We start from the raw sequence: 23,551 nt of genomic DNA on the forward strand, positions 1-23,551 counted from the left end.
GAAATAGGTAGCAATGATGCTTCCAGAACACGTAGCTTTATTAAGACAATATAGTGAAGAAATTAAAAGAGAACCTAAACCAGAATTAGACGAATGGGATTATGATGCCATTCAACATACTTTGGATGCAGCCATTAAAAGTAAAGCTGATACAAAAATTAAAAGATGGAAAAATGGAGAATTTATATACAACAGAGGAACGGTAGAAAGTGTAAATTTGCAGAAGCGAGAAATCGAATTGAAAGATCCTTTTTATTTGTTATCATTAAAGCTCGATGAAATAGTTGACGTAACTATAATGGATTAAAGGTTGTGAAAGTATTGGACAGAACGGAAGAACTATTTAATAAGTTACTGGATGAACATCCTCCGGAGTTAATACTAGGTGCCCTTGATGAGATGTCACGAATGAACAGAGAAGAACTTGTAGCATTAGGTAAATTATGCGAAGTCATAAATAGAACGGAAGCTGCAGAAGTCGAGAAAGCTAAAGAACACCAACCAGATTAATGGAAGGTGGTTTGATTTATTTTATGGAAATTTGTATTGTACAAAGTCCAAAAAACACGTTTTTAATAAATTCGTCACATATCGGTCACGTAAGAAGGATTTTCACCTGTTTTATAGGTATTAAATTTAATTGAAAAAAGCCCAAAACCATTGAGGTTAAAGGCTTTTGTTTAGATGGTCCCGACTGGTCTCGAACCAGCGACCCCCACCTTGTCGAGGTGGTGCTCTCCCAACTGAGCTACAAGACCATAATGAAAAAAGAAACTCATAATACTTCAATGTTTCTCTATATAAATATACTATAAAGTAGGGAGCTAGTATATATCTAAAAGGAATACTTTTATAGATATATTCTTACATAAAATCACTTTATTAAAAGAGGAATCCTGAAACTAAATAAAAAATAATACCTTGAAAAGCTAACACCTTTCAAGGTTATTTTATAGTTATATCAAAAAGTAGAAAATGGAATCGAGTTAATGTAAAACAAGAGAATAATATTCTATCTCATAAAACTATTCTCAAACTATTAGTTTATAGTTATCTCTCACAAGCAATGCCGTCTTTATCACGATCGCTTTTTATGTTAGCATCATAAATTTCTTTTGATACAAAAGGAGTGAATTTAGTTTTTCCACCTTTGTTTTTAATATTCGCAGCTTTGGCTACTCCCCCTTTATAGGTTTTGTTTAACTCTGTGCAATTGTTAAATTTTTTGGCTGCCGCATCTGTCTCTGTTGGTGAAATTGTAGAAACTCCAAAAACTAATGTTGCTGAAAGTAAAATTACTGAAATTCGTTTCATTGTAACTCCTCCTAAATTTTTTCAATAAGTAAATAACTATGTCTAAAGGTGTGTGTAAAAACTACTATATCCATTTGATAAAAAAGAGACATAGATAACTATATCTCGTTCTTTCAATCTAAAAGGGTCCTTTAACTTTAAGCAGATTTTCAAAACCCGAAGTAGACGAACCATAATATCTCATGTTAATTATATTTTAACATATATTAGATAAATACTTATATACCAAAAAGGATTAAAACAAGTACTTTTACTGTCATAAATTCCTCACATCTTTTTCATCTCTGGTACTTGTTTGCAGAGGCATCATTCTACTAAGATGGAGATATAGGGGAGGTGCTACAATCATGTTATTGGAAGCACAAAATTTTATTCGTCTTTTTTATGATGAAACTGGTAAAAAAGAATTAGACATGCATACGCGATTTAGAGAAGTAGAAAATCAGATAAAAATAGAAGGTACTTATGAACATACTACCGAAGAGTTAGAATTTGGGGCCAAGGTAGCGTGGCGCAATAGCAATAAGTGCATAGGACGACTATTTTGGCAAAGCCTTACTGTTTTTGATAAAAGGGATTTACATACCGAGGACGCTGTATTTGAAGCACTAATAGAGCATATGCAGTTTGCGACAAATGAAGGTCGGATCAGACCTACCATTACAATATTTTCACCAAAAGATGTACGGATATGGAATCATCAGCTAATTAGATATGCTGGCTATGAAACGGAAGATTGGATAATAGGAGATTCTGATTCTATTGATTTTACGAAAAAATGTGAGGAGCTTGGATGGAAAGGGAAGAGAACCAATTTTGATGTTCTACCACTTGTCATTCAGATAAAAGATCACCCTCCGAAATTATTTGATATTCCGGAGCAGTATATTTTAGAAGTGCCCATTCGTCATCCTGAATATGAATGGTTTGAGTATTTACAACTAAAATGGTATGCAGTTCCGATGATTTCAAGTATGAAGTTAGAAATGGGAGGTATTACTTACGCTGCTGCTCCTTTTAATGGATGGTATATGGGAACTGAAATTGGTGCACGGAATCTGGCCGACGATTATCGCTACAATATGTTACCTTCAGTAGCAAGACATATGGGATTAAATACGAAATCTAATGCTTCACTTTGGAAAGACCGTGCGCTGTTGGAACTAAATGTAGCGGTATTGTATTCCTTCAAAAAAGACGGTGTCAGTATTGTAGATCATCATACTGCAGCACAGCAATTTAAAAAATTCGAAGAAATTGAGAAGGATGCAGATCGTGACGTAACAGGCAACTGGACATGGCTAATTCCTCCAATGTCCCCTGCTACAACTCATATCTTCCATAAGCAATACAATAATGAAAAAGTAACGCCAAATTATTCCTATCAACCATCACCGTATTAAAAAAGAAGCATGATTTCATGCTTCTTTTTTCAATTCTTGTTAGACTTCCTCCGAGACATATCGATCTCTCCCAGCATGCATTCCAGCTAAGAAGAGGAGAACGACGGTTACAATGAATAAAATCATTGGTGTATACCAACTTCCTGTTTCATCATGGATAAATCCAAAGAACACCGGTCCAACTGCTGCGAGTAAATATCCAATTGACTGTGCAACACCCGATAAATCAGCTGCTTCCATGGGTGTGCGAGAACGAAGCGAAAAGAACATCATTACAAGACCAAACGATGCCCCCCCACCTAAGCCAAGTGTAATCATCCAAAGTAAAGAAAGTGAAATATCTCCAAACAATAAACCAGTGAAACCTATTAAATAGAAAACCGTAAATAATGCAACAAGTATTCGCTGATCCTTAAGTCGACCTGCGAGAATTGGAATAAGGAAAGTCATTGGAAGCTGCGCAAATTGCATAAAGGAAAGCATCCATCCAGAACTTTCAGCATCCATTCCCTTGGTTTGTAATATTTCAGGAATCCATGCTGCAGTTGTATAAAAAATAAGTGATTGTAGACCCATACATAAGGTAATGGTCCAGGTTAAAGGTGATTTAAAAATAGACTTAGCTTTTACCACTTTAGTTTTAGGGCTTACGACAACTATTTGTTTTTGCTTGATTTGTGGTAACCATATGATACACGCGACTATCGCAAGAACCGACCAAAAACCAAGTGCACCTTGCCAGCCATATGAAGTCCCATCTGCTATTGGATAGCTGATACCTGCCCCAATACCTGCAGATAAGTTCATGGACACGGTAAACACTCCAGTCATTAGACCAAGTTGTAAAGGAAATTTAAGCTTTATAAAACTTGGGATTAATACATTACCAAAAGCAATCGCAATTCCTATTAAAGCAGTGCCTAATAGTAAGAAGAATGGTGTTCCGAGCGAGCGAATAATTATTCCGATTGCCAATAATAGAATTGCCAGAAAGAGTGTCATTTCCATCCCTAAGCGTCGTGCAATCTTTGGGGCAAAAGGGGATATGATCGCAAATGCCAGAAGTGGAATCGTTGTGATAAACCCAGCTAATACATTCGATATGGCTAATCCATCTCGTATGTACGAAATAATTGGGCCTACGGCAGTAAGTGGTGCTCGTAGTGTCGTTGAAATGAAAATAATTCCAATTATTAATAATGCAATTGTCTTTTTATTTGTTTCTTGATTCGTTAACAAATGAATTCTCTCCTTACGAGATTATGTATTTCGATATTAGAAAATGCTACACCCTTTGTCCTTGAAGTTCAATAGATATATTAGAAAGATATTTCTATAAAAGAAAATAATGGAATATTAAGAGAATTGTTATGATAAAATAGATATGTAAATATTTACAATTCGAAATTGATGTGCTAATAGGGGGATTCAATTGACTGCTAAGAAAGTATTATCATTGGTGGGAGTATCTAAAAGTTTTGGAAATAAACAAGTGTTAAAAGGTGTCAATCTAGATGTATTTGAAGGTCAAATTATTGGCTATATCGGACCAAACGGAGCAGGAAAAAGTACAACTGTAAAGATGATGCTTGGCCTTTTAGATGGCTATACTGGATTTATAGAAATTTTTGGAGAAAATATTCTCAAAAGTGATTATTCCTATAAAAAGAGAATTGGCTATGTGCCAGAGACGGCTGAGCTTTATGAAAATCTTACTGCATTCGAATATCTATCCTTCACAGGTGAACTATACGGATTAAGTAGTGAGGAAGCGGAGAAAAAGGCATTCGGTTTAATGAAGGAATTTGGTTTAGAAACTGTATTTCATCAACGAATTTCCTCTTTTTCAAAAGGGATGAAGCAGAAAGTATTAATCATTTCGAGTTTGTTACACGACCCGGATTTATTGTTTTTGGATGAACCGCTTAGTGGTTTAGATGCGAACAGTGTGATGGTTATAAAAGAGATACTTGCAAAGCTTGCACAGCAAGGGAAGACTATTTTTTATTCTTCCCATATTATGGATGTTGTAGAAAAAATCAGTAACAGAATTGTATTATTAGTAGATGGTCAAGTAGTAGCGGATGGAACTTTTGAAGAGTTAAAATCGCAGAATCAGGAAGGGTCATTAGAAGACATCTTCAATCAGTTGACTGGTTTTACCGAGCACGAGGACATTGCAGGCAGGTTTGTAGATTTAGTTCGTGGAGGCAGCGTCCATGAATGATTTTGCATCACTTAGAATACTAGATCGTTTTAGACCTGTCTTTCAAAAGTTGAATATAGACTATGATGTGATGCGTTTGATTCTACAACTGAAGCTGACGATGGATAGCAGAAGGATGCCGGCTATCTTTAGTGGTTCAAATGTAAAAAAAGAAGGGAACCAGTTTCTAAAATCCTTATGGATGTACGCGTTATTTGGAATTCTCTTTTTAGTTCCTTTTCTATTTTTAGGTAATGAGTTTCTATTCTCTCTTACTATTATGTTCAGCTCCTTATTTGTCATTTTAATGACATCAATGGTATCTGATTTTTCTGCTGTTCTGCTTGATATACGGGATAAAAATATACTTCACCCGAAACCCATTAGTGAAAAGACTTTAAATGCAGCGAAGATTACTCATATTATGATATATATGGTTCTTTTAACTGGTGCGTTTGTAATTATTCCTCTTATTGTAAGTATATTTAAATTTGGTATTATATTTGCGCTCTTATTTTTAATAGAAATAATATTGATAAGTAGTTTGGCTGTGGTATTGACCGCTTTTGTTTATTTGTTCATTCTCCGTTTTTTTAGTGGTGAAATGTTAAAGGATATTATTAACTATGTACAAATTTTCCTAGCAATTGGAATGGCGGTAAGTTATCAATTAGTTGGGCGCGTATTTCAAATAGTTAATATTGATATTTCGTATGCCTTTGCTTGGTGGCATACGTTACTGCCTCCTTTTTGGTTCGCAGCACCTTTTGAATTAATCTTAAATAAAGATTTTTCTTTTCATATAATTGTATTATCATTACTCGCTCTTGTAGCTCCATTTCTTGCGATTGCGGTGTATATTCGTCTAATGCCGACCTTTGAACGAAATCTATCTAAATTACAAAGTGATACAAACAGAAGGAAAAAGAAAAATCGTAAATTACAATTAGTTTTTGCAAAAATTTTATGTAGAACTAAAGAGGAGCGTACTTTTTATAAGTTTGCATCTCTTATGTTAAAAGAAGAAAGGGAATTAAAGCTAAAAATATTTCCCTTACTAGGATTTGCGGTTATTTTTCCTTTTATCTTTTTATTCAATACATTAAGCACTAGTTCTTATGAGGAAATGAAAAGCGGAAATTCATTTATGGTCATATATTTTGCGCTAATTATGATTCCATCCGTTGTGCAAATGCTCGAGTACTCTGGTAATTATAAAGGGCAATGGATCTTCTACGCTGCTCCTATTAAAAACAAATCAATTGTTTATAGTGCAACTCTAAAGGCAAGCATAATGAATTATTTCATACCTATTTTAACTATGCTTAGTGTTATATTTTTATGGATTTTTTCTTTTAAAATAATTCTGGACTTAGTCGTTGTCCTATTAGCCACAATTGCACTAACATTAGTATCTTATGGCATTTTTAAGAAGGGGAAGTTTCCCTTCACTAGTTCGCATGAGCATACACAAACTAATGCCTTTTTTAAAGTTTTCGGTAGTATGTTCATAGTAGGGCTTATGGCTGCGCTGCATGCTGTGGTTTTAATCATTCCTTATGGTTTACCGATATATGCCTTCATACTGTTAATAAGTATTTTCATAGGGTGGAAGTTAATGTTCTCGAAGGGATGAATTGTTATTCAAACAATAGAAGATATAGAGAATTTAATAATAGAAGATAAATGGATGATGGATATATTAAAAGTAGCTCAGCAATTGGAGCTGCCAGACTGGTGGATATGCGCAGGGTTTGTACGCTCGAAGATTTGGGATACTTTACATGGATATAACGAAAAAACTCCATTAGCGGATATCGATGTTATTTATTTTAATCCTCATAATAAGGAAGAGTCAGAGGAGAAAAAATGGGAGGATCAGCTACAGAAGTTGAGACCAAATATTCCATGGTCTGTGAAAAATCAGGCTAGAATGCATAGGATAAATAACCTGCCGCCTTATAAATCTTCGGAAGATGGAATATCCAATTTTCCGGAAACAGTGACAGCAATAGGAGTGAAATTAAATGATCAGAATGAAATAGTAGTTGTTGCTCCACATGGAATAGTGGATATCCTGCAGATGACAGTGAAACCAGTTCCTCGATTTGCAACAAATAAAGAACTTTTAGAAATTTACGAGCAACGTATCCATAGGAAAAACTGGCATTCTATTTGGCCAAATATAAGTATAAGTAACAGCAAGATGTGGCAAAAAGTACATTAGTTTTTGTTTTCCTTCTTTTATTCTACATAACATTTGAAACTTGATGAACCGATTGGGCGATGGGCGCATATGATGTTATGACTTGATTACAAGGAGGAAAAAAATGAAACACATGCGCCATATTGTGACGAAAGCTGTTGTTGCTAAAGGTAAAAAGAGAACAGAATCCTGTGAAGTGCTTCGTCCACCAAATACACCGTCGAGTATTTTAGGATGTTGGGTTATTAATCACACATGTTCGTCTAAAAAACACGGAAGATATGTTGAAGTAACTGGAAAATTTGATATAAACGTTTGGTATGCACATCATGATCATTCCAAAACTTCTGTGTTCACAGAAACGATCAATTACAAAGATCGTATTAAGTTACATTATCGCGATAAAGACTCTACTGGGGAAGAAGTACATGTACGTGTGTTACAGCAACCAAATTGTACAGAGGCAATTATTATTTCAGGAGGAACACAGTTCCAGGTAACTGTAGAAAGAGAAATACTTGTTGAGGTTGTAGGAGAAACAACTATATGCATTCAAGTTCATGAAGCGGAATTTGAAGAAGAATGGGCATATGGGGAAGAAAGCTCTTCTAGTTCGTCATCAAGTTCTGCAGGATCCACCGGTTCCTCCAAAGAAGCAGAAGATTCTTCGTCCCTTTAACAAGCCGGCTATTTCTTCCGGCTTTTTTTTTATTGCCTAAAAAATTAGGAAATGACTTTTTTTATTGAGTCAATTATTTGATCAAGAAAATGAATATTTACGTGAATTTATTTTTTATGTTTTATTCAATTGTTTCATTTATATAACTGACTGAATATCTCTCATGATAAGGGAAAAACTAATAAAGATTAAAAATGAGAGGAGTGTTCACTATGAAGGACCGGAAACAACCACATGAGAAGTTTACGAAGAAAGATAATGGATTATCTTCTATGCAAGAAGTAATATATCCAAAAGAATTCAAACGTGCTGATGAAGAGTCATTTAAAAAAAATCCGATTAAAAAGTAACCTAATTATGAACCCTGAATAGGTAGTTAATTCAGGGTTCGCTTTATTAGTACTAATCGCATATATCCTTTACGCGATTCTTACTTCTGCCTCTTTTCTTATTGTTTTTGGTATAATCATTATATTAGTAATGAAGAGAGAAGGATTTAAATGACTACACAAACTCCAATGATGCAACAATACTTAAAAATTAAAGAAGACCACATAGATGCGTTTTTGTTTTTCCGTTTAGGTGATTTTTATGAATTATTCCACGATGATGCTATTAAAGCTGCTGCGATTTTGGAAATTACGCTGACTAGTAGGAAGGACAATATACCGATGTGTGGAGTACCTCATCATTCTGCTCAAGGATATATCGAAACGCTTATAAGTAAGGGCTATAAAGTCGCTATTTGTGAACAAGTGGAAGATCCTAAACATGCGAAGGGTGTAGTTAAAAGAGAGGTTGTACGTCTTGTTACACCAGGAACTATAATCGAAGGAAAAGCTATGCAAACGAAGTCTAACTATTTTATTTCTTCTGCTGACTTGCTTGCTACAAATGAAGTCGCTTTTGCATACTTAGATGTATCAACAGGAGATGGCTTTACGACTATTCTTACAGGAGATGAGAAGGAAGTAGTACAGGAGCTACTGGCAATCCAGGCAAAAGAATTGATCGTCAGTGAACAAATGTACGTCTTGATCAATGAATTATCTGCTATTCATGATTTTACGGTTTCCATTGAAAAAGATGAGTTATCGAATGAAGATATTCATAAATACATTCCGAACCATCCCGATCAAACACATCAAACGGTTAAACGATTATTACAATATATTCAAAAAACGCAAAAACAATCTCTATTACATATTCAACCATTCACTTTTCAACAAAGAGAATCCTTTTTAGCAATGGACTATCATTCTAAGCGAAATTTAGAGCTAATATCATCTATTCGAAGTGGTGACCAAAAAGGTACATTATTATGGTTATTAGATGAAACAGTGACTGCAATGGGTGGACGCAAATTAAAGCAATGGATTCATCAGCCCCTTGCAAACAGACAATCGATTGAAGCGCGTCAAGAAATAGTAACGAGTTTTTTGAATGACTTTATGCTTCGTGAAGAGATTAAAGAAGCTTTCAAGGAAGTATACGACCTAGAACGTCTTGTAGGCCGTATTGGATTTGGTAGTGCTGGCGGGAGAGATCTTGCCCAGTTAAGGCAGTCCCTTTCTAAGGTCCCTATTATTAAACAGCTACTCGTAGAATCGGAAGATCAAGAGTTGCAAAAACTTGGGAACGCATTAGAGGATTGTGAAGTTATTTGGAGAAAGTTACAAGAAGCGATTAGTGAGAACCCTCCGATTTCCGTAAAAGACGGCGGAGTGATTAACAACGGTTTCCATGAACGACTGGACCAACTACGTGATGCCTCTGTTAACGGTAAAAAGTGGATTACAGAACTTGAGCAAAGGGAAAGAGAAATTACAGGTTCTAAAAACTTGAAGATAGGATATAACCGGATTTTTGGCTATTATATCGAGCTAACAAAATCGAATATTCATTTAGCAGATGAGTCTAGATATGTCCGTAAACAAACACTTGCGAATGCAGAACGATATATTACCGACGAGCTTAAAGAGAAAGAATCCCTTATTTTATCTGCAGAAGATGAAAGCCTAGTTTTGGAATATGAATTGTTTACGCAAGTTAGAGAAGAAATAAAAACATATATTCCGCTAGTTCAAAAATTAGCGAAACAAATTAGTGAGCTAGATGTTTTTATCTCTTTTGCCCAGGTTGCAGAGAACCATAGATTAACGAAACCTGTTTTCCATGATTCCAATGCAATGATTATTAAAGAGGGAAGACATCCAGTTGTTGAAAAAGTGATGAACAATCAGTTATATGTACCAAATGACTGTGTTCTTACGGAAGATATTAATATGCTATTGATCACTGGTCCTAATATGTCTGGTAAAAGTACTTTTATGCGTCAAATAGCCATTACAACTGTAATGGCGCAAATTGGATGCTATGTACCTGCAGAATCTGCGACGCTTCCAATTGTCGATAAAATATTTACTCGTATTGGGGCTGCCGATGATTTGGCAGGTGGGCAAAGTACTTTCATGATTGAGATGATGGAATCACAGCATGCCATTATGAATGCTACAAGTAAGAGCTTGTTGTTATTCGATGAAATTGGCCGTGGTACTTCTACCTATGATGGCATGAGTTTGGCACAAGCGATGATGGAATATATTCATGAAAATATAGGAGCTAATACGCTTTTCTCCACTCATTATCATGAACTGACGGATTTAGAGGACTCGTTACCAAAGCTCCGAAATGTACATGTGTCAGCAACTGAAAAAGATGGCAAAGTGGTCTTTCTACACAAGCTAAAAGATGGTCCGGCTGATAAGAGCTACGGTATCCATGTAGCAGAGTTAGCACAATTGCCGGAACAAATTATTTCCCGAGCACGTGATATCCTAGCGACCTTCGAGGATCAGGAGGAAAAAGGAGGAAGTGCTGTTCAGGTAAGCGAAACCCAATTATCCTTCTTCGATGAGCAACCAAAGACACGTAAAGAACCAGTAGTTATCCAAGATGATAAATCGACGGATAAAATAATAAAAAAGTTGAAGAAAGTCAATATATCAGGTACGACTCCTTTAGAAGCACTACAACTATTGTACGAGTTACAAAACGAGCTAGAATAGCGCAGGAAGTAGGTGAATGAAGTGGGACAAATCATTTTAATGGACGAACTCCTGTCCAACAAAATTGCTGCCGGTGAAGTGGTAGAGCGACCAGCTTCAGTTGTGAAAGAATTGGTAGAAAATGCAATAGATGCAGAAAGTACCTCTATTGAAATTACACTAGAAGAAGCGGGTCTGTCTAAAATTCAAGTGACTGATAATGGTAAGGGGATGGATGAGGAGGATGCTGTAAAATCGTTCTCTAGACATGCGACCTCTAAAATAACTACGGAGCATGACCTTTTTAGAATACGTTCATTAGGTTTCCGTGGAGAGGCACTTGCTAGTATAGCCTCTGTATCTAAAATTAGTTTATGGACATCAAATGGCGAAAATATTGGGACAAAAGTAGAGTTAGAAGGTGGAAGGGTATTATCTAATACCCCTGCTCCTATTCGAAGAGGGACTGATATAATCGTAAGCCAGCTATTTTATAATACACCAGCTCGCTTAAAATATTTGAAAACGATTCAAACAGAGTTAGGGCATTCCATTGACTTGATAAACCGTTTAGCAATCAGTTACCCGGGGATTGCGTTTAAACTTACACATAATCATCAAACTATTGTGCAGACCAGTGGAAGGGGAGACTTGAAACAGGTTTTAGCTTCAATTTATGGGATTTCTAATGTAAAAAAGATGGTTGCCTTCGACAAGGAATCATCAGATTTTCGTATTTTAGGTTTTGCAACATTACCAGAAATAACAAGAGCCTCTAAAAACTATATAACCGTTCTCGTGAACGGTCGCTGGGTTAAACACTATGGTATAAATAACGCAATAGTAGATAGCTACCATACATTGTTACCGATTGGCAGATATCCGATTGTTGTTTTAAATATTGAAATGGATCCGATACTAACGGATGTGAATGTTCATCCTGCTAAGCATCAAATTCGTCTAAGTAAGGAAAAAGAGCTGATGGAAATGATCCGAGTAACAATACGTTCGATCATGCATCGCCTGCAGAAACCACCTGAAATTATAGAGAAGCCAGTTGTGAAAAAGCAGCCGAGTGTACAATTCGATTTCTTCAAACAAACATATGAGCCAGTTCAAAAGGAACCCATTACTCCAAACTATGAGGGTGTGATATCCGAACAAACACATAATCCACCCGAAGAACAGCCTAGTATTGTATATGAAGAGGTAGAGCCATTGGCGGACCTCGATATTCAACCGATTGAATATGTGGAGGATAAAAAGCCATTTCCTGATTTGCATGTTGTAGGACAAATCCATGGTACATATATTGTTGCCCAAAGTGATGATGGTTTTTATTTGATAGATCAGCATGCTGCGCAAGAGCGTGTAAAATATGAGTTTTATAAGGAAAAGATTGGGGAAGTAAATGCAAATGAACGACAATCACTATTGCTGCCACTGACTTTTCACTATTCTTTAGACGAGGCATACCGTATTAAGGAGTCATTGAGCGAATTAAATAATGTAGGAATTTTTTTAGAGGAGTTTGGTTCTGCTAGCTTTGTCGTAAGAGATTACCCTACTTGGTTCCCTAAAGGTGATGAGACAAAGATAATCGAGGGTCTGATTGAACAGGTATTGAACAATCGTAAAACGGATATAAAAAAGCTTAGAGAAGATGCAGCTATTATGATGAGTTGTAAGCTATCCATCAAAGCAAATCATTATCTAACGATGAATGATATGGAACAGCTGCTCGAAAGCTTAAAAAATGCGCAACATCCATTGACTTGCCCACATGGAAGACCAGTAATCGTACATTTTTCGACGTATGAGGTTGAGAAAATGTTCAAACGAGTTATGTAGGAGGAAACGGGAATGGGAAAATATATATTATCAATTGACCAAGGAACGACAAGCTCTAGAGCAATACTTTTTGATAAGCTTGGCAATATTGTTCACTCTGCTCAACGAGAATTTAAACAATATTTTCCTAAATCGAGTTGGGTTGAGCATGATGCGAAAGAAATTTGGGGATCTGTACTATCGGTACTGGCTGCTGTCCTAACTGAAAGTGGAAACCAGCCTGAGGATGTCCATGCGATTGGAATTACAAATCAACGAGAAACAACAGTCGTATGGAACAAACATACAGGGAAACCTGTTTATAATGCGATTGTTTGGCAATCCAGACAAACTCAATCCATTATCGAGGAACTTAAAAAAGATAATCTGGAAACTTTTTTTCAAGACAAGACCGGCTTGAAATTAGACCCATACTTTTCTGCGACCAAAGTAAAATGGATATTGGATAATGTTGATGGTGCGAGAGAGCAAGCAGAAGCGGGTGAGCTACTTTTCGGAACGATAGATACGTGGCTAATTTGGAAACTTTCAAATGGAAAAGCACATGTGACTGATTATTCCAATGCATCTAGGACGATGCTTTATAATATATATGATCAAAAGTGGGATTCAGAAATCTGTGAAAAGCTATCTATCCCTATGGGAATGCTCCCTAGAGTAGCGTCTTCGTCTGAAGTATACGCACAGACTGATCCGTCTGTTTTCTTTGGTAAAGAAATAGACATTGCAGGAGCAGCTGGGGACCAACAGGCTGCACTATTTGGGCAATGCTGTTTTGAGAAGGGTATGGCTAAAAATACGTATGGAACTGGATGTTTTATGCTTTTAAATACAGGTGAAGAAGCAGTTACTTCGCCTTCTGGTTTATTAACGACAATCGCTTGGGGATTAAATGGTAAAGTGACCTATGCGTTAGAGGGAAGTATATTTGTTGCTGGTTCTGCGATCCAATGGCTTCGAGATGGGTTTCGCATGATAAAGAGTGCACCTGAGTCAGAACAATATGCCAAAAAAGTAGATTCTACGGAAGGTGTCTATTTTGTTCCAGCTTTTGTCGGGCTTGGAACTCCTTATTGGGATTCTGAAGCAAGGGGGTCAATCTTTGGATTAACGAGAGGCACATCTAAGGAGCATTTCATACGTGCAACGATAGAATCTCTTGCTTACCAAACAAAAGACGTGCTTGATACGATGGAAAAAGATTCGGGAGTAGATGTAGAGGTATTAAGAGTAGATGGTGGAGCAGTAAGCAATGAATTTCTTATGCAGTTTCAAAGTGATTTATTAAACTTACCTGTAGAACTTGCTAAGCTCAATGAAACAACAGCATTAGGAGCTGCTTTCTTAGCAGGGTTAGCTACTGGTTTCTGGAAAGATGAACAAGAACTATCCGGTTTGCGAGAAAGTCAAAAGCAGTATGAGCCAAAAATGGAAAGTGAGAAAAGAGAACAACTATATAAGGGTTGGACAAAAGCAGTCGAGGCAACACGTATTTTCAAACTTTCAGACGAAGAGGTGGAATAATTGAAGTCTTCTGTAGAGCGTGACCAAATAGTAAATACACTAAATTATTATGAATTCGATGTGTTGGTTATAGGTGGAGGGATTACAGGCGCGGGGATAGCACTAGATGCTGTTACACGAGGTATGTCTGTTGCTTTGGTAGAAATGCAGGATTTTGCTGCTGGAACTTCCAGTAGGTCCACAAAACTTGTGCACGGTGGTTTGCGTTATTTGAAACAATTGGAGGTGAAAATGGTTGCTGATGTAGGAAAAGAAAGAGAAATTGTATATGAAAATGCGGTTCACGTGACTGAACCTATATGGATGCTACTACCGTTTCATAAAAAAGGTACGTTTGGACCATTATCTACATCAGCTGGCTTAAAGATGTATGACTTTTTAGCTGGGGTTAAGAAAGAGGAAAGAAGATTAATGCTTTCCGATCAAGAGACACTTGAAAAAGAACCTCTACTAAAAAGTAAAGGGTTGCTAGGTGGAGGATACTACGTTGAATATCGTACAGATGATGCACGTCTAACGATTGAGGTGCTAAAAAAAGCAATGGAAAAAGGTGCGGTGTGCTTAAACTATGCTAAAGCACGTTCATTTATATATGACGATTATAATCAAGTAATTGGTGCGGAAATCGTTGATACAGTTAGCAATAAAAGAATTTCCATTCATGCCAAAAAAATAGTTAATGCTACTGGTCCTTGGGTTGATGGAGTTCGTGCTTTGGATGCTATTGAGAACAATAAAAAACTAAAGCTTACCAAGGGTGTGCATGTTGTTATTGACCAATCTGTTTTCCCTCTTAAACAGGCTGTCTATTTTGATGGACCTGATAAACGAATGGTTTTTGCTATCCCACGTGATGGTAAAACTTATGTAGGAACAACAGATACGTTCTTTGAAGGTGATATTCGGCATCCTGTAGCTACAACGGAAGATGTCGATTACCTAATTCAAGCAATTCATTTTATGTTTCCTTTAGTTCATATTACCGCAAATCAAGTGGAGTCTACATGGGCGGGGGTTCGTCCATTGATATTTGAGGATGGGAAGAATCCATCAGAAATCTCTCGAAAAGATGAAATTTGGCAGTCGGAAGCTGGTTTATTTACAATAGCTGGAGGTAAACTCACAGGGTATAGAAAAATGGCTGAAACTATTGTAGATAAAATATCGAAGCAATTAGGGGATGAAAAATACGGACCATGTGTAACGAGGCATTTAACGCTATCCGGAGGAGACGTTGGAGGCTCTAAACAATGGGAGGCTTTTCTCACTCAAAAGGAACAAGTAGCTCAAGTTTACGGACTTTCTGGTTTGGAAGGAAGGAAACTGGCCAAAATGTACGGGACGAATGTAGATAAAGTATTTCAGTATGCACAAATTCTTTCTACATTTCCTTCAACTTTACCTATGGCAATACTAGCCCAAATTTATTACGCAGTGCATGAAGAGATGGCATATTCTCCTGAAGACTTTTTGGTAAGAAGAACAGGTATGCTCTATTTTGATATACAGCATTTTAACGAGTATAAAGAAGAAATAGTGAATGTGATGAAAAAATTGCTTCAATACTCAGACGAGGAAACAAAGGCTTTTAATAAACAACTAGATACACTCTTGAATGAAGCTACATTAAAAGAAAGTTGGGATTAAGCTGAAAACTATCTTAGAAGGCAAAATGTCAGATGATCATCTAATTCATATCGTTAAGTTTTCTCCTGATACACCCCCGATTGCACATATCCATCTTCTACATGGAATGGTAGAGCATATTGGTCGTTATGATGATTTCGCTACATTTCTAGTTGATAAAGGGTTTGTCGTTACCGGTCATGATCATCGTGGACATGGTAAAACAGCTGAAAAAAATGGGCAATTTGGATATTTTGCAGATAAGGTAGGTTTTGAACGGGTTGCCGAAGACGTTCGCGAAGTTTTGCTGCATGTGAGGGAGGATTTAGGGGATATTCCGCTTATTTTATTCGGCCATAGCATGGGGTCGTTTATTGCTCGAAGATATATGCAAAAATATAGTGACTCCTTAACGAAAGTTGTCCTTTCTGGCACCACTTATAGTCCTGGAGTTATGGGGGACGTTGGTAAAGTAGTCGGTAAACTTATATCTGCTGTAAAAAGTCCCAAATCTGAAGGGAAATTACTGAACAGTATGGCCTTTGGAGGTTTCAATAAACAAATAAAAAATCCGAAATCACCATTTGATTGGCTTACAACAGATGAACTAGAAGTACAAAAATATATTGAAGATCCGCTATGCGGTTTTATACCAACGAACCAATTCTATATTGACCTTTTTGATGGATTAAAAATAATTCACCAAGACATAGAAAATAATCATATAAAAAAGGATTTACCCGTTTTAGTTATTAGTGGTGCCAAGGATCCTGTTGGAAAAGACGGAAAAGATTTATTCAAAGTCGCTACTGGATTAAAAAGTGTTGGAATGACAAACGTAACCTTACATTTGATAGAGGATGCGCGACACGAAATATTAAACGAGGTAAATAAGCTTCAAACATATGAAATAATTGCAAATTGGATGATAGAAAATGCATAATACTGCAAATGTAATTGCAATAGTCGGACCGACTGCCGTCGGCAAAACTGCTTTAAGTATTCAACTGGCTAAGGCATTTAATGGAGAAATTATAAATGGAGACTCGATGCAGGTGTATCGAGAGCTCCATATAGGAACTGCAAAGGTTACCCAAGAAGAAATGGAAGGTATTCCTCATCACTTACTCGATATTAAGGAACCTGAGGAGAATTTTTCTGTTGCGGAGTATCAAAAGCTCGTACGAGGTAAAATTGAGGAAATTACATTAAAGGGTAAAATTCCGATTATAGTTGGAGGAACTGGTCTTTATATTCAATCTGTTCTGTATGACTTTAGATTTACGGAACAACCGAATCGAGATGAAACTAGACTTGCGGAATTAGAAAATATGGCTCCTTATAAATTATTTGAACATTTACAATCACTTGATCCGGAGGCGGCAAAGGATATACATCCAAATAATATCCAACGTGTGATACGAGCGATTGAACGAGTGGAACTAACTGGGAAGCAAAAGAATGATATTGAACAAAACCAAGGTCATGAAGATATATATCGACATTATATTATTGGCCTGTCTATAGATCGTGAGCAATTATATAATCGCATTAATGATCGAGTAGACATAATGCTAGAAAAAGGACTCTTGGAAGAAGTAAAGACGCTCTACAGTAAAGGCATCCGAAATGTTCAATCAATCCAAGCCATCGGTTACAAAGAAATATATGCATATTTGGATGGAGAGGTTTCATTCGAGGAAGCAATTGAACAGCTGAAGCAAAACTCTAGAAGGTATGCAAAAAGGCAGTTAACGTATTTTAGAAACAAAATGGATATCCATTGGTATAATCCGTTTACTGATTCCGAAAAAATTATAAAAGAAATTAATGAATTTATGCAGGAAAATGAATAATTAAAGCGAATATTAACAATGTAGTATGTTTACACATGCAAATTGTATAATGGGGGTATTGGGATGAAACCTATGAATATTCAAGATTTATATTTAAATCAGCTTAGAAAAAATGATATTTTTGTAACAGTATTTTTATTGAATGGCTTCCAACTAAAGGGGTTAGTAAAGTCTTACGATAATTTTACCGTCCTGTTTGAATCAGATGGAAAGCAACAGTTAATTTACAAACATGCAATTTCTACATTTGCTCCTTCTAAACCAGTTAAGCTAACAGAAGAGTAACATGAATTGTTTGACAGATGGGCATGCTCCTATTATGATTTTATAGAATAAACAGAGAATCGGGAGAGTTTAATATGAATGTTATTTCGACAGAACAACTTTTAGAAAAAATAGATGCTGGCGAAGAAATCAGTGTCATCGATGTACGTGAAAGTGATGAAGTGGCAACTGGGATTATTCCCGGTGCTAAGCATATCGCATTAGGACAAATCGAAAACAGCATGGATCAACTCGACAAATCAGTTCCTCATTACATAGTATGTAAAGCGGGTGGCCGTAGCGCAATGGCCTGTGAAATTCTAGAGGAAAATGGATATAATGTAACGAACATTGCTGGAGGTATGATGGACTGGGACGGCGAGTTGCAGTTCTAACTTATAGATAAAAGGCTAATTTCATTTATGAGATTAGTCTTTTCTATTTGTATTTTGAAGAAAAATAGGAGAATATTACATGACATTTACAACCACATTATCAAAAGAAGTATTGGATCGTGCAGAACAGGTTGAAGCCAAAATAGCACCATATCACAAACTTGTAGAAAAAATTGCATTTTTAAATCAACAAAAAGTAATTCAGGCTTTTAAGAATCACGGGGTTAGTGATCACCATTTCCATCCGTCATTTGGATATGGCTATGATGATGAAGGTCGAGATACACTGGAAAAAGTATATGCAACGACGTTTGGTTCAGAGGCAGCACTTGTGCGTCCTCAAATTATTTCAGGGACCCATGCGATTTCTATAAGCTTGTTCGGTGTGCTTAGACCGAATGACGAATTACTATATATAACGGGCAAACCCTATGACACTTTACAATCGATAGTTAGTGGAGGGAAAGAGGATACTGGATCCCTAGCCGACTTTGGCATTACATATAATCACGTGGATTTAATGGATACTGGGGAAGTCAATTGGGACTCCGTAAAAAGCGCTGTGAAAAGTAATACGAAAGTAATTGCAATTCAACGCTCGAAGGGTTACGCAGTACGTCCTTCGTTTACGATAGAACAAATAAAACAAATGGTTATCGAAATTAGAAGTATTAAAGAGGATGCTGTTATTTTTGTGGACAATTGTTACGGAGAATTTGTGGAAGAGTTGGAGCCGACGGACGTGGGGGCAGATTTAATGGCTGGTTCTCTGATTAAAAACCCTGGTGGTGGTCTTGCTAAAATAGGGGGCTATATTGCGGGGAAAGAGGAATATGTCACTAAATGTGCTTACCGAATGACTTCACCGGGTATAGGAGCAGAAGCGGGTGCTTCTTTAAATGCATTAATGGATATGTACCAGGGATTCTTTCTTGCTCCGCATGTTGTATCTCAAGCAGTGAAGGGAGCAATATTCACTTCGGCACTTTTGGAGGAAATCGGAATGACAACGGAACCACACTATGCAGAGCCCCGTACAGATTTAATACAATCGGTATCATTCCGAACTGCCGATCAAATGATTCAGTTTTGTAAAGCAATACAAATGCATTCCCCAGTAAATGCTCAGTTTATGCCTGAACCAGCTTATATGCCAGGTTATGCTGACGATGTCATAATGGCTGCAGGTACATTTGTACAAGGGTCGAGTATGGAGTTAACAGCCGACGGGCCAATCCGTCCTCCCTACACGGCATTTATTCAAGGTGGATTAACATACGAACATGTGAAATATGCTATTTTAGGAGCCGTACAAACATTCAACAAATAAAAAGTGTAGAACCATTTCTGAGTTATAAGGAATGGTTTTAATTTTCTGAAAAATATTTGTTAGTTTTCCTAACATGATGTTGACATGTTAACTAACATGACATATACTATTTATATAACCTACTAGGAGGTGCAGTGATGGAAAAGGAATGGAGACGTTCAATGCCATTACTTTCTATGAATATTGTCATGCAGCTTACTGGTTTGACTGCAAGGCAAATTCGTTACTATGAAGAGCAAGAACTGGTTCACCCTGCACGTACTGAAGGTAAACAGCGCATGTTTTCATTAGATGATATTGATATATTATTAGAGATTAAAGATTTATTGAAAACAGGTGTTAATATTGCGGGAATCAAGCAGATTTTTGAAATGAAAAACAGTCCAATTACTTCAAAAGAAGTTCGACAAGTAATTTCGGACAGAGAACTACGTGCAATAGTGAAAGAAGAAATGCATTTAGCTCAAAGACAACAACGAGCTTCTCTGCGACAAGGGGACCTATCTCGATTTTTTAGATAATCGAGGTTCATATACATTAATTAACTAGGAGAGTGAAACAATGAGCAAGTATACAAAAGAGGATATTAAAAAGTTCGTTCAAGAGCATGAGGTGAATTTTATACGTCTTCAGTTTACAGACATACTAGGTACGATTAAAAACGTAGAAATTCCAGTGAGTCAGCTCGATAAAGCTCTCGATAACAAAATGATGTTCGACGGATCTTCTATCGAAGGTTTTGTACGAATTGAAGAATCAGATATGTACTTAGTACCTGATTTAAATACATGGGTAGTGTTCCCTTGGATTACGGGTAAAGGGAAAGTGGCTCGTCTAATCTGTGACGTAAATAAAGCAGATGGAACTCCTTTTGCAGGAGATCCCCGTAATAATTTAAAACGTATCCTAAAAGAAATGGAAGAGTTAGGATTTACTAGCTTTAACTTAGGACCTGAACCTGAATTTTTCTTATTTAAATTAGATGCTCAAGGGGAGCCAACACTTGAACTGAATGACCATGGTGGCTACTTTGACTTAGCACCAATGGATTTAGGGGAAAACTGCCGTCGCGATATCGTTCTTGAGCTAGAAGAAATGGGCTTTGAAATTGAAGCATCTCACCATGAGGTTGCTCCAGGTCAACATGAAATTGACTTTAAATATGCAGATGCAGTAACAGCATGTGATAATATTCAAACGTTCAAACTTGTAGTAAAAACAATTGCTCGTAAACATGGTTTACATGCGACATTCATGCCGAAACCACTATTTGGCGTAAACGGTTCAGGAATGCACTTTAATGTATCTTTATTTAAAGGGAAAGAAAATGCATTTTATGATGAATCAGCAGAAATCGGCTTAAGTGAAACAGCAATGCAATTTATGGCTGGCGTATTGAAGCATGTACAAAGCTTTACTGCAATTACAAATCCATTAGTTAACTCATATAAACGCCTAGTACCTGGATACGAAGCTCCTTGTTATGTGGCATGGTCAGGACAAAACAGAAGTCCATTAATCCGTATTCCTTCTTCAAGAGGTGTAAGTACACGTGTTGAAGTTCGCTCAGTAGATCCGGCAGCCAATCCATATCTTGCGATGGCAGTAATTCTACAAGCTGGTTTAGATGGTATTAAAAATAAACTAACTCCACCACCAGCAGTGGACCGTAATATTTATGTAATGACAGAAGAAGAACGCATTGAAAATGGCATTCATAACCTACCACCAACTTTACATGCTGCCGTACAAGAGTTAGGTAAGAGTGAAACTATTCGCGGAGCATTAGGTGAGCATATTTATGCAAACTTTGTAGAAGCGAAAGAAATTGAATGGGATATGTTCCGTACGACTGTACACCCGTGGGAACGTGAACAATATTTAAAAATGTATTAATCCCGTAATATAGAGTTTTAAAGGGTTTTGGTATGGGGTGTAATTATAAAGTTGTTCAAAGAAATAGTTCGCACCCCATATTCACCCCATTATTTTTATAAAAAAATATCATTTACTTATACCCTTAAAAACATCGTTCAGTCTTTCGTTGACTTGTTCGGTGTTTTTCTTGTTCATTTTTTTAGATAAATGAGCGTAAACATCTGAAGTGATTTGTTGACTGCCATGACCTAGTTGTTTCTGAATGTATTTTATATCTGCACCATCTTCTAATAGGATAACTACATACGTATGACGTAGAGAATGAATTGGATAAGAGTTTAATCCAGCTCTTTTTAATATCCTGCCAAAAGCATTGAATAGACTAGTTTTGGGCATGGGCTGCCCATCTTTCCTACAGAAGACTAAGTTTAAATCATGACGATAAATATCGTTTAAAAGAAGTTTGTTTTGATTTTGTGAATTGAAATGTGTTTTCAATGCATTTACTGTAGTATCAGCGATATCGATAACCCTTGTCTTTCTATTCTTGGTATCTCCGAATATTTCTCCATTTTCTCCAGGTTGAAAATCCATACTCTTACTAATAGAAATAGTCTTTTCTTTTAAATTAATATCATTCCATTGTAAAGCAGCGGCTTCACCTTTTCGCATGCCTGTTTCAATTAGCACTTTGAAAAATATCCAATAAATATAACCGTACTGATATGCATGATTCAAAAGTTCTGGAATATTACAATCATTCTATTCATCCTACTTATTCTAGCCATTGGTGGATTGGAAAACATTCTATACATTTTGAATTTATGTAAGCGAGTTAAAAGAATGGAGAGGTACGACGCAGTAGACAACATTATGTGAAAGAGGGAATTTATAAAAAAGTATGACCTCATTGAGATTCTCACTTGATTATTTATTCTTTGCCTTAAAGAATATTTTCTTCAAGACAAAGAATAGACATTCATAGTGCATGTTTTAAGGTGTTTGAAGACATGGCTTAGCGCCGCATGGCCCTTTGGTTGAGTTATCAGCAAATGCTGATGTCGCTGTACCTGCAAATATTGCTGAAAGAAGTAAGGCAGATATAATAACTTTTTTCATTTTTTTCATTAATATCACATCCTTTCTGAATATTAAATCTATTGTAACATTGAAAAAATGGGAAATAAAGGGCATTTAGTATGATAATTTCTACAGTATTCGACATGAGTTTTTATGAGTTTAAAAATATCTTACTGCGAAATTTTGGACAATTGAATAAATCATAAATCTATGTCAGTTTCAACTAGGGCATTTGCTGAGCAGGTCTTGAGATACCAATACCACAAAGGAAGGTGATTACATGTATGAATGGCTGAAAGACTATCGAAAAATTGAAATTGATATCATTGAGTTAGAAAATTCGATTACCCGTTCAAAACGTGAATTAGGACGTTGGACAGGCGGTGACTTGATAGGAGTCAAGTTATCCACTGATAGTTACGGAGCGCAACTTGAAGAAAAAATTTTTACTTTAGAATTTAATCTCGCTCATAAAATGAATGATTTGATTGATATTAAGCGTATGGTCCAAAAATTCAGTTTAGTAGATACAAAGATTCTATATGGCAGATATATCGAAGGAAAGATGTTTGGTGAAATTGCAGATGAAGTAGGTTATAGCAAAGGTACTATATATAACAAACATGCCATGTTGATAAAGCTTGTAGGATATTTAGATGAATTAACAGTGTGAGGTGATGGCAATGGTGAAGCGTTGGGAATGTCGTTATTGTGACAGAGGCTTTCCAGTAACGTTTGAAGGTGATAGAGTTTGTTCTTCATATGGTGCAGAATGGGAAGCTGCAAAGATTGAAATTGAATATGATTTTGATTGGCTTTAATTTCACTTTCATTAAATCAAAATGAACTGAATGATTCTATTGCCAACTATGTAAAGCTGAAGGGAAGGTTC

The 23,551-nt window shown here is 36.4% G+C and carries 25 protein-coding genes and 1 tRNA gene; 21 read left to right on the forward strand and 5 right to left on the reverse strand.

Annotated features, from left to right (window positions below; translation table 11 throughout):
• The first annotated feature begins 16 nt into the window (after nucleotides 1-16).
• Nucleotides 17-307, forward strand: coding sequence for a YolD-like family protein (locus MKY29_RS07730; RefSeq protein ID WP_340879445.1), 291 nt, complete (start codon nucleotides 17-19; stop codon nucleotides 305-307).
• Nucleotides 308-312: 5 nt separating this feature from the next.
• The gene (locus tag MKY29_RS07735; RefSeq protein WP_340879446.1) at nucleotides 313-510 is read left to right on the forward strand and encodes a hypothetical protein; all 198 of its coding nucleotides are present in this window, start codon (nucleotides 313-315) and stop codon (nucleotides 508-510) included.
• Between the two features lie 175 nt (nucleotides 511-685).
• Here the strand turns inward: MKY29_RS07735 and MKY29_RS07740 are convergent.
• Nucleotides 686-758: transfer RNA gene (locus MKY29_RS07740), tRNA-Val, on the reverse strand.
• A 292-nt stretch (nucleotides 759-1,050) separates the two neighbouring features.
• The gene (locus MKY29_RS07745) at nucleotides 1,051-1,314 is read right to left on the reverse strand and encodes an excalibur calcium-binding domain-containing protein (protein WP_090561940.1); all 264 of its coding nucleotides are present in this window, start codon (nucleotides 1,312-1,314) and stop codon (nucleotides 1,051-1,053) included.
• A 347-nt stretch (nucleotides 1,315-1,661) separates the two neighbouring features.
• Here MKY29_RS07745 and MKY29_RS07750 point away from each other — a divergent pair, with 347 nt between their 5' ends.
• A complete protein-coding gene (locus MKY29_RS07750; protein ID WP_093494596.1) occupies nucleotides 1,662-2,717 on the forward strand; it encodes a nitric oxide synthase oxygenase in 1,056 nt (351 codons plus the stop codon).
• A gap of 39 nt (nucleotides 2,718-2,756) precedes the next feature.
• Here the strand turns inward: MKY29_RS07750 and MKY29_RS07755 are convergent, their stop codons facing one another.
• Nucleotides 2,757-3,956 carry a CynX/NimT family MFS transporter gene (locus tag MKY29_RS07755; protein WP_340879448.1) on the reverse strand — a complete coding sequence of 400 codons (1,200 nt, stop codon included), beginning with the start codon at nucleotides 3,954-3,956 and terminating at the stop codon, nucleotides 2,757-2,759.
• 193 nt (nucleotides 3,957-4,149) lie between these two features.
• Here MKY29_RS07755 and MKY29_RS07760 point away from each other — a divergent pair, with 193 nt between their 5' ends.
• The 16 genes from MKY29_RS07760 (at nucleotide 4,150) to glnA (ending at nucleotide 21,597) form a co-directional block, all read left to right on the forward strand.
• The gene (locus MKY29_RS07760; protein ID WP_241598738.1) at nucleotides 4,150-4,944 is read left to right on the forward strand and encodes an ABC transporter ATP-binding protein; all 795 of its coding nucleotides are present in this window, start codon (nucleotides 4,150-4,152) and stop codon (nucleotides 4,942-4,944) included.
• Nucleotides 4,937-6,559, forward strand: coding sequence for a hypothetical protein (locus MKY29_RS07765; protein ID WP_241598740.1), 1,623 nt, complete (start codon nucleotides 4,937-4,939; stop codon nucleotides 6,557-6,559). The genes MKY29_RS07760 and MKY29_RS07765 overlap by 8 nt, the downstream gene beginning before the upstream one ends.
• Nucleotides 6,560-7,150 (forward strand): nucleotidyltransferase family protein, encoded by a 591-nt coding sequence (locus tag MKY29_RS07770; RefSeq protein WP_241598880.1) that lies wholly within the window; start codon nucleotides 6,560-6,562, stop codon nucleotides 7,148-7,150.
• Between the two features lie 103 nt (nucleotides 7,151-7,253).
• Nucleotides 7,254-7,808 carry an outer spore coat protein CotE gene (gene cotE, locus MKY29_RS07775; RefSeq protein WP_093494601.1) on the forward strand — a complete coding sequence of 185 codons (555 nt, stop codon included), beginning with the start codon at nucleotides 7,254-7,256 and terminating at the stop codon, nucleotides 7,806-7,808.
• Between the two features lie 212 nt (nucleotides 7,809-8,020).
• Nucleotides 8,021-8,158 (forward strand): YfhE family protein, encoded by a 138-nt coding sequence (locus tag MKY29_RS07780; protein WP_139219679.1) that lies wholly within the window; start codon nucleotides 8,021-8,023, stop codon nucleotides 8,156-8,158.
• Nucleotides 8,159-8,308: 150 nt separating this feature from the next.
• Nucleotides 8,309-10,876 carry a DNA mismatch repair protein MutS gene (mutS, locus tag MKY29_RS07785; protein WP_340879449.1) on the forward strand — a complete coding sequence of 856 codons (2,568 nt, stop codon included), beginning with the start codon at nucleotides 8,309-8,311 and terminating at the stop codon, nucleotides 10,874-10,876.
• 21 nt (nucleotides 10,877-10,897) lie between these two features.
• Nucleotides 10,898-12,706, forward strand: a complete 1,809-nt coding sequence (mutL, locus tag MKY29_RS07790; RefSeq protein ID WP_340879450.1) for a DNA mismatch repair endonuclease MutL — start codon at nucleotides 10,898-10,900, stop codon at nucleotides 12,704-12,706.
• Nucleotides 12,707-12,718: 12 nt separating this feature from the next.
• Entirely contained in the window at nucleotides 12,719-14,230 is a 1,512-nt protein-coding gene (gene glpK, locus MKY29_RS07795) for a glycerol kinase GlpK (protein ID WP_340879451.1), read from the forward strand.
• Nucleotides 14,231-15,877, forward strand: a complete 1,647-nt coding sequence (locus MKY29_RS07800) for a glycerol-3-phosphate dehydrogenase/oxidase (RefSeq protein WP_340879452.1) — start codon at nucleotides 14,231-14,233, stop codon at nucleotides 15,875-15,877. It begins immediately after the preceding gene.
• A 25-nt stretch (nucleotides 15,878-15,902) separates the two neighbouring features.
• Nucleotides 15,903-16,799, forward strand: coding sequence for an alpha/beta hydrolase (locus MKY29_RS07805; RefSeq protein ID WP_093494606.1), 897 nt, complete (start codon nucleotides 15,903-15,905; stop codon nucleotides 16,797-16,799).
• The gene (gene miaA, locus MKY29_RS07810) at nucleotides 16,792-17,712 is read left to right on the forward strand and encodes a tRNA (adenosine(37)-N6)-dimethylallyltransferase MiaA (protein WP_241598756.1); all 921 of its coding nucleotides are present in this window, start codon (nucleotides 16,792-16,794) and stop codon (nucleotides 17,710-17,712) included. The genes MKY29_RS07805 and miaA overlap by 8 nt, the downstream gene beginning before the upstream one ends.
• A 63-nt stretch (nucleotides 17,713-17,775) precedes the next feature.
• Nucleotides 17,776-17,997: an RNA chaperone Hfq gene (gene hfq, locus MKY29_RS07815; RefSeq protein ID WP_090561914.1), complete on the forward strand. Its 222-nt coding sequence runs from the start codon at nucleotides 17,776-17,778 to the stop codon at nucleotides 17,995-17,997.
• A gap of 74 nt (nucleotides 17,998-18,071) precedes the next feature.
• Nucleotides 18,072-18,371, forward strand: a complete 300-nt coding sequence (locus MKY29_RS07820) for a rhodanese-like domain-containing protein (RefSeq protein ID WP_090561911.1) — start codon at nucleotides 18,072-18,074, stop codon at nucleotides 18,369-18,371.
• Nucleotides 18,372-18,450: 79 nt separating this feature from the next.
• Nucleotides 18,451-19,701, forward strand: coding sequence for a methionine gamma-lyase family protein (locus MKY29_RS07825; RefSeq protein WP_241598758.1), 1,251 nt, complete (start codon nucleotides 18,451-18,453; stop codon nucleotides 19,699-19,701).
• A 137-nt stretch (nucleotides 19,702-19,838) separates the two neighbouring features.
• Nucleotides 19,839-20,222, forward strand: a complete 384-nt coding sequence (locus MKY29_RS07830; protein ID WP_090561907.1) for a MerR family transcriptional regulator — start codon at nucleotides 19,839-19,841, stop codon at nucleotides 20,220-20,222.
• Nucleotides 20,223-20,262: 40 nt separating this feature from the next.
• The gene (gene glnA, locus MKY29_RS07835) at nucleotides 20,263-21,597 is read left to right on the forward strand and encodes a type I glutamate--ammonia ligase (protein WP_090561905.1); all 1,335 of its coding nucleotides are present in this window, start codon (nucleotides 20,263-20,265) and stop codon (nucleotides 21,595-21,597) included.
• Between the two features lie 108 nt (nucleotides 21,598-21,705).
• Here the strand turns inward: glnA and MKY29_RS07840 are convergent, their stop codons facing one another.
• On the reverse strand, nucleotides 21,706-22,317 hold the full coding sequence (locus MKY29_RS07840) for a site-specific integrase (RefSeq protein WP_340879453.1): 612 nt from the start codon (nucleotides 22,315-22,317) through the stop codon (nucleotides 21,706-21,708).
• A 255-nt stretch (nucleotides 22,318-22,572) separates the two neighbouring features.
• Entirely contained in the window at nucleotides 22,573-22,707 is a 135-nt protein-coding gene (locus MKY29_RS07845; RefSeq protein ID WP_276517598.1) for a hypothetical protein, read from the reverse strand.
• A 232-nt stretch (nucleotides 22,708-22,939) separates the two neighbouring features.
• Between MKY29_RS07845 and MKY29_RS07850 the strand changes: the two genes are divergently transcribed.
• On the forward strand, nucleotides 22,940-23,332 hold the full coding sequence (locus MKY29_RS07850) for a hypothetical protein (protein ID WP_241598760.1): 393 nt from the start codon (nucleotides 22,940-22,942) through the stop codon (nucleotides 23,330-23,332).
• 10 nt (nucleotides 23,333-23,342) lie between these two features.
• Complete coding sequence (locus MKY29_RS07855; protein ID WP_241598762.1) at nucleotides 23,343-23,480, forward strand: hypothetical protein; 138 nt, start codon at nucleotides 23,343-23,345, stop codon at nucleotides 23,478-23,480.
• Nucleotides 23,481-23,551: the final 71 nt, after the last annotated feature.

The organism is Psychrobacillus sp. FSL K6-2365 (genome assembly GCF_038003165.1).
Classification (GTDB): Bacteria; Bacillota; Bacilli; order Bacillales_A; family Planococcaceae; genus Psychrobacillus; species Psychrobacillus psychrodurans.